Source organism: Aphanizomenon sp. CS-733/32 (assembly GCF_028330045.1).
Lineage (GTDB): Bacteria > Cyanobacteriota > Cyanobacteriia > Cyanobacteriales > Nostocaceae > Dolichospermum > Dolichospermum gracile.
Window position 1 is genome coordinate 1 of the sequence record NZ_JAQMSE010000129.1, and the last position, 13,583, is coordinate 13,583.

9 protein-coding genes are annotated in these 13,583 nt (G+C 39.1%); 4 read left to right on the forward strand and 5 right to left on the reverse strand.

Annotated elements, in window-relative coordinates:
* Window positions 1-277: 277 nt before the first annotated feature.
* Window positions 278-1,150, forward strand: coding sequence for a DUF5895 domain-containing protein (locus tag PN471_RS10040; RefSeq protein WP_271776725.1), 873 nt, complete (start codon window positions 278-280; stop codon window positions 1,148-1,150).
* Between the two features lie 708 nt (window positions 1,151-1,858).
* On the forward strand, window positions 1,859-3,073 hold the full coding sequence (locus PN471_RS10045; RefSeq protein ID WP_271776726.1) for an FIST signal transduction protein: 1,215 nt from the start codon (window positions 1,859-1,861) through the stop codon (window positions 3,071-3,073).
* A 43-nt stretch (window positions 3,074-3,116) separates the two neighbouring features.
* Here PN471_RS10045 and PN471_RS10050 read toward each other — a convergent pair whose 3' ends face one another.
* Complete coding sequence (locus PN471_RS10050; protein ID WP_271776727.1) at window positions 3,117-4,220, reverse strand: metallophosphoesterase family protein; 1,104 nt, start codon at window positions 4,218-4,220, stop codon at window positions 3,117-3,119.
* Between the two features lie 148 nt (window positions 4,221-4,368).
* Between PN471_RS10050 and trmB the strand changes: the two genes are divergently transcribed.
* The gene (gene trmB / locus PN471_RS10055) at window positions 4,369-5,073 is read left to right on the forward strand and encodes a tRNA (guanosine(46)-N7)-methyltransferase TrmB (protein ID WP_271776728.1); all 705 of its coding nucleotides are present in this window, start codon (window positions 4,369-4,371) and stop codon (window positions 5,071-5,073) included.
* A 225-nt stretch (window positions 5,074-5,298) separates the two neighbouring features.
* Here the strand turns inward: trmB and psb27 are convergent, their stop codons facing one another.
* From psb27 to PN471_RS10070, 3 genes are all read right to left on the reverse strand, one after another.
* Complete coding sequence (gene psb27, locus PN471_RS10060) at window positions 5,299-5,697, reverse strand: photosystem II protein Psb27 (RefSeq protein WP_271776729.1); 399 nt, start codon at window positions 5,695-5,697, stop codon at window positions 5,299-5,301.
* A gap of 114 nt (window positions 5,698-5,811) precedes the next feature.
* Window positions 5,812-6,954, reverse strand: a complete 1,143-nt coding sequence (gene cofH / locus PN471_RS10065) for a 7,8-didemethyl-8-hydroxy-5-deazariboflavin synthase subunit CofH (protein ID WP_271776730.1) — start codon at window positions 6,952-6,954, stop codon at window positions 5,812-5,814.
* Between the two features lie 438 nt (window positions 6,955-7,392).
* Complete coding sequence (locus tag PN471_RS10070; protein ID WP_271776731.1) at window positions 7,393-8,973, reverse strand: glycosyltransferase family 39 protein; 1,581 nt, start codon at window positions 8,971-8,973, stop codon at window positions 7,393-7,395.
* A 310-nt stretch (window positions 8,974-9,283) separates the two neighbouring features.
* Here PN471_RS10070 and PN471_RS10075 point away from each other — a divergent pair, with 310 nt between their 5' ends.
* Entirely contained in the window at window positions 9,284-10,519 is a 1,236-nt protein-coding gene (locus PN471_RS10075; RefSeq protein WP_271776732.1) for a glycosyltransferase, read from the forward strand.
* 183 nt (window positions 10,520-10,702) lie between these two features.
* Here PN471_RS10075 and PN471_RS10080 read toward each other — a convergent pair whose 3' ends face one another.
* Window positions 10,703-13,294 carry a cation-translocating P-type ATPase gene (locus PN471_RS10080; RefSeq protein ID WP_271776733.1) on the reverse strand — a complete coding sequence of 864 codons (2,592 nt, stop codon included), beginning with the start codon at window positions 13,292-13,294 and terminating at the stop codon, window positions 10,703-10,705.
* Window positions 13,295-13,583 lie beyond the last annotated feature (289 nt).

The window sequence follows — 13,583 nt, forward strand, 5'->3', positions numbered from 1 at the left end:
CGGGGAAAGGGCGGGGAAAGGGCGGGGAAAGGGCGGGGAGACCCCGCCCCTACAGGTTTTATAATTGATTGTTAAACAAAAATTGTTACAATCTAATTCAGAAAGTGTAAAATCGGAGATAGATGGTACAAAATATCGTACAAACGATAGACTTATTAGACATCTCCAAAAAAGAATGTAGAGATGTTCCATGGAACGCCTCTACAAGGGTTCTAGGATACGCATATTTAATTTCTGGAGATGTCTATTAAACTAAACACACTGATATTCTAAAATCATGAAAGCATCTGCTAAGTTCGACTTTGAAGACGAAAAATTTAACGCCCCACCGTCCCAAGTGATTCCCTGGGGTTTAATGGTCAATCCTCGGTATGGTACAGATGGTTTACAAAGCTATGGTTTAGCGATTAGCCGCGATAATGCTCAATCCGTTGGGTTTCAGCCAGATGATAATTGGCAACAGGTGGAACATGAATTTAATTCTGGAGAAGTAGAAACAATATTTATTACTACTACTCCTCGATTGGTGATTGTGCGTCGTGGACCGTTATCAGTGCAGGATCGGGAAACTAAGATTAGACTAGGTACATACAAAGATTACAAAGAAGAGTTTTTAGCTGATAAACTTAAATTTAAAATTTATACTCGCCATTTGATTTTTTTAGTTGGTGAAGATAAAAAGTTTTTGCATCAATCACCTCTGCAATTAACTCTGAGTGGTTCACCCGGCGCTAGTTTTGGTAAAAATTACGCTGAATATCAACAAGGGCGAATTACTGGCGGTTTTGCTGGGGAATTGGAAAAAGCTTATGCTGGTTTTCAAAATAAACCACTAACGCCTAAAGGTCCTTTATTCCATGCTCATGGAATTTTTTGCCCGATCATTGAACCGGAGGAAAGAGGAATAGAACCGAATATTGCTTTGGTTGCTTCAACTGTAGATTATAAACATCCCACAGTTTCAACTTTAACAGATTATATGATTGCCTCAGACTCTCCTGAGTCGGAAATCATTTGTAAGGCCTTTGAAGAATACAAAGAATTTGGTAAGGAAGTAATTAAACCAGAGGCTTCTAAGGTAGAAACATCGGGTGCTACCAATTCTTATGTGTATGCAGATGACGATGAATTTGCTTATCCACCTTATTAATTTCTAGCAGGGAGCAGCGGGCAGAGCAGGGCTGTTTCATTCCACAAGACGAAGAAGTTTGTCAATATCGTGAGAGATAAATCTTTGGGCAATTGTCACGGGAGTATAACCATTTTGACGAAGGATATTAATTGCGATGGATCTGACTAATAATGGCGAGATTTGCCGGAGTATTGCCCAAACGGATTGTGGAACTGTCTTCTTTGAAAACAACATCTTCACTCGATGGAGGCAATTTTCGATGTTCCCAGTTATGAGTTCCTGGTCTCTTTTCTCAACTTATCGGTTTAGCATAACAAGTACCGAATAACCTAAATATATTACACTATGGAGTGGCAAACCTTGGATCATTAGACATCTCCAGAAATTAAATATGCGTATCCTAGAACCCTTGTAGAGGCGTTCCATGGAACGTCTCTACATTCTTTTTTGGAGATGTCTATTGATTATAACAAAACCAAGATATAACCCTTTGCGTGAGACTAAAATTCATACCCTTAATCAGCAACAAGAATCATAGATCCCAGATTTGCATGAACAGAACAAGAATATGCAGACATCAAACTAGAAGGTGTTTAGAACTCCGAATTCTCAGAGAATTCAGGGGTCTGAATAAATCAGTAAGAATTTTTCCGGCTACCAATCACCAAGTGACAAACTTAGTTAAAATAATCAACTAACCTCAAAACAGAAACCAGCCGAAAACTCATGGCAGATCAAATGCAGTGGACAAATGCCCTATCAACCCGTGCTTCCTTAGAAGCGGCTATTACAGATGTCGTGGAACAAGCTGTGGCATCTTTAACAGCACCAGCGGATTTAGGGCTGATATTCATTTCTTCTGCGTTTATGAGTGAGTATTCCCGACTTTTGCCTTTATTGGCGGAAAAGCTTTCTGTACCTATATTAATTGGTTGTAGTGCTGGGGGTGTCATTGGTAGGAAACAGGCAGGAGAAACGGAAGAAATAGAAGCAGAACCAGCCCTGAGTCTGACCTTAGCCCATCTTCCTGGTGTCGAAATCCGACCTTTTCATATTGTGGCGGAAGAATTGCCAGATTCCGATAGTTCTCCTACTGCTTGGATTGATTTAGTAGGTGTATCACCTTCAGTTGTTCCTCAATTTATTCTCTTGTCGAGTCCCTTTGCTTCAGGAACAAATGATTTGTTGCAGGGGCTAGATTTTGCTTATCCTGGTTCGGTGGTGGTAGGAGGACAGGCCAGCAGCGGCTTTATGAATGGTCACGTGGGGTTATTTTGTAATGATCAGTTATATCGGGAAGGGACGGTAGGTATAGCTTTAAGTGGCAATATCGTCTTAGATACTATTGTTTCCCAGGGGTGTCGTCCTATTGGTGAACCGTTGCAAGTGACAAAGGCCGAACGAAATATTATTTTAGAGTTGGATGAACAAGTGCCTTTGATGGTGTTGCGAAATTTAATTAGTAGTTTGACTGAAGAAGAAAGGACTTTGGCACAACATTCTTTATTTGTGGGTTTAGCAATGGATGAATTTCGGCTAAATTTACATTCGGGGGATTTTTTAATTCGCAATGTTTTGGGAGTAGATCCTAATGCTGGAGCGATCGCAATTGGCGATCGCATTCGTGCCGGTCAAAGGTTACAATTTCATTTGAGGGATGCCGAAGCATCCGCCGAAGATTTAGAAATTTTACTCCAAGAATATCAAAGTGAAAATGCCGGACAACCTTCTCCTGTAGGCGCTTTGATGTTTACCTGTTTAGGACGAGGAACAGGACTGTATGGCAAACCTAATTTCGATTCTCAACTGTTTAGCCGTTACATCCAGGACATCCCAATGGGTGGCTTTTTCTGCGGTGGTGAAATTGGTCCAGTCAGCGGCAGAACTTTCCTCCATGGCTATACTTCTGTATTTGCTATTTGTCGTTCTTTAAGGGAATAGGGAATAGGGAATAGGGAATAGGGAATAGGGAACTTGCCTTTTCCTACTTCCCAATTAAAAGCGTACTGTGATTATCAATAAAAGCTGTATTCCCATCATTCACTGCGCTATATTCTTCAATGTAACGACGAACATGAATGGGAAAGTGGGGATATTCTAACATGGCATCACCATCGGCAATAGTCGCCCAAAAGTCCCGTAAACTGGGAGCTAGTGTTTCTGCCTGTGTTAGTGGTAAACTCAATGGAGGCAATGTTAATAACTTGACGACAAAGGGATAAGAGCGATCGCCCATCCATTGCCGTGATAATGTTTGTAAGTTGGGAAAATCTGGAACTGATTCCACACGATGAGAAACAACTTGTAACGATTCACTACCCAATTCATCGCGGTTAAATTCCAACACCCGATAAGGATGAGGATAGCTAACTAAAGAACCAGTAGTAATATCATAAATTCCGTCTGCACAAGCCACATCTTGAACGTGCAAATGTCCTGTAAATACTAACTTAACTCCATAACGTTGTAATAATTGCCGAAGTTCCAAAGCATTTTCCAGCATATAACGATTTGCCATCGGATGACGGGATTGATTCGGTAAATGTTCAACCACATTGTGATGGATCATGACTAAAACCAATTCATCCTCAATCCCTGCTAACTGCTGTTCTAACCACTGGAATTGCTGACTATCCAACCGTCCTATCTGCTGACCTTGATCATCAAATGAGTTAGAATTAAGACCAATTAACCTCACTCCTGGAAATATCTGCCGATTATAATAATGTTGTTGAGGATTTTCATAACCAAACTTCTGGTAGAAATAGGGAAAATCTGCAAAGCCAATTGATTGTTCATTGGCGATTAAAACAGGGACATCATGATTACCAGGAATAACATAACATGGAAAAGGTAACTGTGATAACCTGTTTTGTAACCAACCGTGATTCGCTGATTCACCATGTTGGGTTAAGTCTCCAGGGATCAACAAAAAATCTAAATCTAATTGGGTTAAATGTTCTAATACACTATCAAAAGCCGGAATACTCACTTCCACCAAATGAAAGCGACTAGGGTGATCCCAGATTGTTTCAGGAAGCGCAATGTGTAAGTCGCTAACGATAGCAAAACGAAAATTGAGTTTCATTGATTTTAAGAAAATGTTAAAAATAAAGTTGCAAAGATTCTTTTTCTCAAAGTATAACTCTCACTGTGTATACCTGTGCAGGAATATTTAGACTTAATAATATTTGTATACATTTGTTTAAAATTGTTGTTTTTTAGGAGCGTAAATTTTGTCACCTGTTCGAGTTCGTCAGCACGTAAACCCCCTGGCAAGTAAATTCCAAACCCCAACCGCTTCTCCAGAATGGGAAAAGATTTATATCCGACAAAACCTAACTCTACACTTAGATATTGGTTGTGCGAGAGGGAGATTTGTCCTGAAAATGGCACAAATAGAACCAAATTGGAATTTTTTAGGGTTAGAAATCCGAGAACCCCTAGTAGTCGAAGCCAATAGAATCCGCGACGAAATGGGGTTAACAAACTTGCATTATGTATTTGCAAATGTGAATAATTCCCTAGTTTCCTTATTATCAACTTTACCATTAGGAAGCTTACAAAGAGTTACAATTCAATTTCCTGATCCTTGGTTTAAAAATCGCCATGCGAAACGTCGGGTAGTCCAACCACAATTAGTCACAGAATTAGGGAAATATTTAGCAGTGGGTGGTATTGTTTTTCTGCAATCTGATATAGAATTTGTAGCAGTAGAAATGTGCGATCGCTTTCATGAACATCCTGCATTTGAGAAGCTAGGAACAACAACATGGTTAGCCCAAAATCCTCTCCCTGTCCCCACAGAACGGGAAATAGCCACTCAAAACAAAGGTGAACCAGTATATAGGGCTTTATTTACAAAGAAAACTGAAATTTTAGAGCCTGGGGTAAATGAGCAATCGTACAGAAACTTACGCTCAGGCTGTAACCCTTGCTAGATTAAGCTAATCACGATTAGACTTGTTTGAGTATATATAATCATCTAATAAATGATTATGTTTTACTCCTGATTCCTGCTATGTCTTTCAACTAAAGAATTAAACCAGCCCGTTGAAAGATAGTATGAGGAGTGATTTCTAATCCTGGTAATATTTCATGACTACTGGGCGGGGAAGCCCCGCCCTGAATTATGCTGTATCAAGAAACTATCCTTGAGACATAAATTAAGCACCACGTCTTAGGGATGCTTCTACTTGCTTGAATTCAGCATCCAGACGTTTTTTCAGCTTTTCAGGAACGGGACGATTAGGATAAGAACTGTAGTGTCCGGCAAGGGAATTGAGGGCTGTTCGCATGGTGGTAAAAGAGTTAAGAGCCAAAACAGAAGTATTCCGTTGGTAGCGAGCCGAAAAGTCATTGATTTTTTGACGGGCTTCTGCTTCAAGTGCGGCTTTATTTGGAGAATCTTGAGGTAATTCTAGGGTTTGTCTCAACGTATTGACTACAGTTAAGGTATCTTGACGATAATCCCCGGTTAAACTATCTGGACTACCACTACAGCCAACTAAACCGATAACTAAAACTAAAACTAGAGAAAGCAGACGCGACCAATAGCTTTTCATAAGCATTAAGTAAAAAAAACAAGTAAATCAAAATCCATCCTATCTTGAATCGGTATAGGCGAGATATCCGGTAAATTCATAAATCAATTGAAAATTCCAGAAAACTCTTACCCATTACCAATTACCCATTAGCCGATATAAAGTATCCCGCTGTTGATAGGGTCTTTTCAAAGAAGTTATTGCATTTTGTAAAGTTTCTACTTCCATGCAAGTACCACCGACAGCCCCAGCCATTGTGGTAATATGTTCTTCCATTAATGTGCCACCGATATCATTACAACCCCAATTTAAGGCTGCTGTAGCACCATCTAGTCCCAGCTTTACCCAGCTTGGTTGGTGATTGGGGATGTAATTTCCCAGATAAATTCTGGCTACAGCGGTTAGTAATAGGGAATCAGCGAGAACTGGTTGGTCTCTTCCTACTTTTTTGCGCAGGGATTTGGGGGCTTCTTGACCAACGAAGGGTAAGACAATAAATTCGGTAATTCTTGCAGGATAGCCTTTTTCTATGGCTGTTTGTTGGAGCGATCGCAATTTTTCTAAATGGCCAATTTGCTGTTCTGGGGTTTCAATATGTCCAGACAATATGGTACTCGTAGTGGGTACTCCTAATTGATGGGCTGTACTGACAATTTCTAGCCAGGTGGCTGTATCAATCTTTTCTGGACACAATACCCGTCTGACTTCATCATCTAGCACTTCTGCGGCTGTTCCGGGCATAGAACCGACACCAGCATCTCGCAAAGCTATAATCACATCAGTATAGGAAATTCCATCTAATCTGGCGATAAATTGGACTTCTTGGGGAGAAAAAGCGTGTAAATGGAGGTGGGGAAATTCGTCCTTGATGGTTTTTACCAGTTTGAGATAATAGGGTAAAGACTTACCATTAATTTGCGCTTGTGGGTGTAATCCCCCTTGCATACATATTTCCGTTGCTCCTCGACGCACTGCATCTGTAGCTTTTTCCAAAATCTGCGCCGAATTTAACCAGTAAGCATCTGCATCACCATCATCCCGGCGGAATGCACAAAAACTGCAATGTTGCTCACAAATGTTAGTAAAATTAATATTACGATTAATTATGTAAGTAACAGTATTACCAACTTGTTTCTGACGGAGTTGATTTGCTGTAGACTGAATTTGAGCGATCGCCTGTGGATCAGTTTGTTTTAGTAAAAATACTCCATCATCAGGGGATATATCATCCTCTGTCAAAGCCGATTGCAGAATAGATTCAAAAGTTATAGTAGTCACAGGTGATTAAATATAAGTAGGTTGGCGTTGAAAATTGTCCTTATAGCAAGGCAAGAAGCAAGAGGCAAGATTAAAGAGATTTTCAGCGATTTTATGTTTCTTTACACAGTTTAGTTTTATTGTGTTCACCTACTTAAACAACTCGTTTAATTTCATAATAAATTGAAATTTGTAACTTTTAAATGTTATTTAACTGATAAACACCATTGTCTTAAAGAATCTTTGTTAAGAGATTATAAATCGCAGCTACACAGACGAAATCTTTCTCCGCTGGTTAATATTAAGCCGTATTGAGTTTTGTCAGATCAAAGTCCAGACTGCGCCAACAAAAATCAAATAGGATTCCTGTACAATTATAATCCATTAAGTGTTTTAAATACTTTTTTGACAACACAACTTTTGGTAAACTAGAATCGGGAGGATATTAAGTAATATTGCTTATCTCTTATATATATAAAAAGTCCCATTTATACTTTTATGGCTGATAGTATAATGTTCATTGATAGCTTGGAGAATATTTATTCTCAATAGATCCAAAGATTTGAATTGAGCAGATGAATGTTTACCGAATTTTTTCTCTAAACCATCGGTGATATATTTTATCAACATTATACGAGCTTTCTGAATTGGTGATTTCTCAATATTTAAATTACTCTCATTTAACCCCAGATTTAAATAGTCATTATCCAGAAGAATTGTCCTAAAGTATCCTGTGGTTATTTTTTCTAAAAAGCTATTTTTATTATTTTTTCCAGTTGCTATCATTTGTCCTCCATTAAATGAATCATATTCAAAAGACTTTCCAGAAAGATAGCAGATAAAGATGCTATTATGTATACACAATACAGAACCATCTTGCTGTGCCAAAAAAGAGGCATCTATACGATTTATCTGTTCTTGTTTTGCCAGATCAGGCAAATGGATAATTTGGTGAATACTATCTATAATCATTATCCGTGTAGATATTAGGATACTCAAGCTAATAACTAGGGGGAAAATTTTTGCGAATTTACTTTTGGAATCTAGATAAGAAAGAATTACACCTAGCACTATAGAAAGACTAATAAATGTATCGAAATAGATATTAATATTAGTCCCTAACCCTCCAGAAAAATAGATGCCTGTACTAATAGATATAACTAAATATAGAGCAGTAATTCTGAGTTGTAAATGTCTGGCAGTATAAGTTATACCGATAATTGCAAGAATAAACGGAATAAATAACTTGGTTAATAGCAAATCTACACTATTTACAATCTGTGGAATACTATATACACGGCTACCGATAAGCATTACTTCATGAATAAAATTGCTACCAGATATATTGATACTAATTAGAATAAAACCGCTGGTAATCAAGCCTAAGTAAATCAGCCATTTGAAAAAATCTGGACGTGAAATCAAAAAAAGTTCGATAGTTATAGCCAATGGTAAGGCAATTAAATTGTGTTTTATAAAAATACCCACTGCCATTAGTGCTGCCACTATCAATAAATGATATCTGATTTTAATAGGTCGTAAATAAATTAATAACGCTAATATAATTGGTAAATGCCCTAATAGTTGAGGGTCATTCATGCCTATATAAACTTGAGCCACTGTCGTGAACAAACTTAGGCAAAATATTCCCGAAAAAACAGCATAATCAAGGTTTTTAATCAAAATATTCACTATAGAAACTACCATTATTATTATTAATAACAAAGATAATAACGATAGATATCTTCCTGCCAAAATAGGATTATGAATTAATTGACTAAGACCGCCGACAATATAGAAAGAAAATGGAGGATAGTTAACTGGAGTCCATTGTTGTTGCCAGTTATAAAGCAATTCTCCTGAATTTACTCTAGTCAGATGGTAGGCATTCCAAGCTTCATTATAATTTATGAAAATCCCTGAGAAATTTATGCGATAAATAGGGTAAAAAATCAATAACAATGTTATTATTGATAGTAAGCCAATACTTAACCAATAGTTAACCTGTGAAGCTAAAAATTTTTTCAAATATAAATTCATATTCAAATGAAATTATTGTAGATTTTTTAGAAACTTACTTTTGATTTTCACAAAAATAAAGTACCATTATATCTTTATTGAGATAATATGCAACATAAATATTTTCATATTTTTTTTGACCGAGAATCACTTGATATTTGACAAACTATGACGCTTGACAAATTCACCATCAAGCCTCATATATATGCACATATATGCTTTCCTAAAACTTAAAATTTACCAATTGCTTCTATCATGTCAAAAGTATTGTAATCTATGGAGAGTTAACCTTTGTAGGCGATTTAGCAAGTTAAAATTTACTGTTGATTTTATGACCATCAACTCATCTAATCCTTTATTAGCAGTTCCTATTGGTGCATTGAGGATTGCTGAATTTACACCCAAAGAAATAGCCGAAAACAATGCCATTTTCCTATCTTTAGTCATTCCTACTTATCAAGAACGTGACAATATCGAAAATGTGATCAATATATTAAGTGGGTTATTGGATAAAACTATTCCTGGTAATTATGAACTCATTGTAGTGGATGATGATAGCCCTGACCGAACTTGGGAAATAGCACAATCTCTGATTCCAGATTATCCCCAATTACGGGTCATGCGTCGTCAAGAAGAGAGAGGACTATCTTCAGCAGTAATACGTGGCTGGCAAGCGGCTAAAGGGCGTATATTAGGCGTGATTGATGGCGATTTGCAGCATCCTCCAGAAGTATTAACACAACTGTTGCATAAAATAGAAGCGGGGGCTGATTTAGCCTTAGCTAGTCGTCATATAGACGGTGGTGGTGTCAGTAGTTGGAGTGTAATTAGACGCTTTTTATCCCGTGGGGCGCAGGTACTAGGACTAGTGATTTTACCGGGAGTTTTAGGGAGAGTTAGTGACCCAATGAGTGGTTATTTTATGGTACGACGAAGTGCGATCGCTAATACCACACTTAATCCTATAGGCTATAAAATTCTTTTAGAAGTCATTGGTCGGGGACAGGTAGGAGAAATTGCTGAAGCCGGTTATGTATTCCGCGAACGGACAGAAGGAGAAAGCAAAGTGACGTGGAAACAATATGTAGACTATATTCAACACTTAATCAGATTACGGTTATCTACTGGGAGAATAGGAAAAATTAGTCAAAAAGTCAACTTTCCCATTGGGCGGTTTCTCAGATTTGGTGCAGTGGGATTTAGCGGCGTATTTGTGGATTTAACCATATTTCACATTATGCGTACCGTAATTAATTTGGGTTTAACTCGCAGTACAATTCTTTCTGCCGAAGTAGCAATTCTCAATAATTTTCTTTGGAATGATTTGTGGACATTTGGGGATATTTCCCGGAAACAGACAGGAAAGCACCAGCGTTTCAAAAGATTCCTGAAATTCAATATGGTCTGTTTAGCAGGGATAATCATCCAAACATTAGTAGTCAATTTCCTTTTTAATAGCTTGGGTATGAATCAGTATTTAGCTAAATTAATAGCGATCGCAGTAGCCACAATTTGGAACTTTTGGGTTAACCTAAAACTAAGCTGGCGAGTCACAGAAGTAAAATAATTTTTGGGAGTCAGGAGTCAGGAGTCAGGAGAAAAAGAAGAAGAAGAAGAAAAGATTTTCTATTCTGAATCCTTGAAATTTTACGAAATGCTTTTTTCACAGTAATCCTCCAAAGATTTTTAAACGCAGATGAACGCAGATAAACGCGGATGTTACCTTTGCGCCTTTGCGTGAGACATATTATTATCTGCGTCCCCAAACCTTCAATCCTTCAAACCACAAAATACTCAATACTCCAGAAGTGAGACTAACTAATAAATCATCAAAATGAAGAACAGAGAACCGGAATAAATGACGTAACACAGGAACATAAAGCACCAAACCCATAAACACCACAGCACCAGCCAACACCCACCAAAGTGCCGCATTAGGAGTGCGTAACATTTCGGGAATAGTCCGCGACCAAGAACGATTACTCAAAATCATACTCAAATTCGAGACAATTAGGGTAGTAAAAGCCAAAGCACGGGCATCAAATTCCCCATGTCCAGAATAAAAAGCCACAGCAAATACAAGCAGTAACACCACTAACACACTTACCCCTTGCAGCAGTGCTAATCTCAAAGTTCGACGGCTGAATAGGGACTCTCTGGGATTACGGGGTGGACGGTTCATGATATTGGCTTCTTCTGGTTCTGCTTCAAATACTACAGTACAGGCAGGGTCAATAATTAAATGCAGAAAAGCAATGTGGATAGGCAATAATACCAGCGGCCAATGAAATATTACCGGAATCAAGGACATTCCCGCAATGGGGATATGCACCGCCAAAGTATAAGCCATACCCTTTTTCAGGTTATCAAATACTCGCCGTCCTAGCCTCACAGATTGGACAATGGCGGAAAAATCATCATCTAGCAAAACTAAATCCGCAGCTTCACGGGCAACATCTGTACCCCTTTCACCCATAGCAATACCGATATTTGCGGCTTTCAAAGCTGGGGCATCATTCACACCATCTCCAGTCATAGCCACGATTTCACCGCAGCGTTTCAGGGCATTGACAATTAGTAATTTTTGTTCGGGAACAACCCGCGCAAAGATATTCACAGTTTGAATGCGAGACAGTAACTCCGCTTCTGGGATTGTTTCCAGTTCTGACCCGGTAATTACTTCTGTGGCAGGTTTTAGACCGATTTGGCGGGCAATATTTTGGGCTGTGGCGGGATAATCACCTGTAATCATCACTACCCGGATACCAGCAGTGTAACACTCGGCAATGGCTGGGGCGACAGTTGGACGCACGGGGTCAGCCATACCTAGCAGTCCCAAAAAGGCAAATTCAAAGTCATGCTGGGCTTCAGGGAGAGATTTGAGGGTTTTGTTTTTTTGATGTTGGCCAATAACTTTGGCTACACCCAAAACACGCAAACCAGCGATCGCCATTTTATTAATCTGCTGTTCCAAATCTTGCCTTTGTTGGGTGTTAAAATGACAAAGATCAGCGATCGCTTCTGGCGCTCCTTTGGTAGCAACTACCAATTTATCTACTGGAGATTGCCACACACAAGACATGGCTAATAATTCACCTGTGAGGGGATATTCTCGCAATGTTTCCCAGTCTTGATGTAAATGTTCTGTTCTAGCTAAATAATCATCACCCACTTGTTTCAGAGCTTTTTCCATCGGGTCGAAAGGGTCTTTGCGACTGGCTAAAATCCCAAATTCGATTAATTCATGGAAAGTTTCCGGCAGGGCTTCTCTTTCATGGAGGGCGACATCGTAAAATTGCGGTGTTAATGTTGTCGGTTCATACACAAATAATTGCTGAACCGACATCCGGTTAAAAGTCAGCGTTCCAGTTTTATCTACACAAAGAACAGTCGCAGAACCCAGTGTTTCTACTACAGGAACACGCCGAGTTAACACCCTAGCCTGGGAAAATCTCCAAGCCCCCAAAGCCAGGAAAATTGCCAAGACCACAGGAATTTCATTGGGCAAAATTGCCATCGCCAGCGCCAAACCTGCTAAAATTCCTTGTAGCCAATCGTTCCTTGTTGCAGCGTAAATAACGATTACAGCTACACAAATAGCGATCGCTACAAAGGTCAATTTACTGACAATTTTTCGAGTTTCCCGCTGCAAAACCGTGTCTTCGGATTCGACAGTTTGCAAGGCTTTACCAATTTTACCCATTTCCGTCTGCATACCTGTGGCATAGACTTGGGCAATTCCCTGACCTTGAACTACTAACGTTCCCGAATAGACAAAAGGTAGATCTTCACCACCAGGACGATGCTGTGTGGCGGTTCTCATCGTATTTTCTAAATCGGTGGTATCCTGTTTGCGAACGGGTAAAGATTCCCCAGTTAACAAAGACTCATCAACACTCAAATGGGTAGACCACATCACCACAGCATCAGCAGGAACTCTATCACCCTCTGACAAAACAATCACATCTTCTCGAACTACTTCCCGTCCAGGAATTCGTTGACGTTCGCCATCACGAATAACTAATGCCCGTGGACTAGAAAGATCCCGTAATGCTTCCAGAGATTTTTCTGTTTTTTGTTCTTGGTATAAGTTGATGCCGACAATAAAAAAGATGAAGCCTAGTAAAATGAAAGCTTCCTGAGCATCACCCAAAAACAAGTAAATAATACCACAGCCTAATAACAGGAGGAAAATTGGCTCTTGGAAGATTTCTAGGGCAATTTCCCAGATTTGGCGATGTTGGGTAGATGGTAGCTCATTATATCCTTCTTCTTGGAGGCGATCACCTGCGGTTAATACAGATAACCCCGTAATAGATTGGAGTTCAATTTTATGAGTCATGATAAAAGTTTTGTTTGAGTGGTTACATATCGTGTAGACTACATATAGCGATCGCCAAAAAATCCCCAAAATTTATCTTAAAAATCTCTTGAAACTGTTATTCTGAGCAGAGCGTTCCCACTCATAGGCTTATGACCAAGCTACCCTATTAGAGGTTGTTTGAAAAGTATTAGATGAACCCGATAATCTCTAGAAACCTAACCCCCCTTCCCCCCTTCCCTACAAGGGAATGGGGGTTTCAAAGCCTCTCCCCGCGTCGGGGAGAGGTTTGGAGAGGGGTTTATTTATA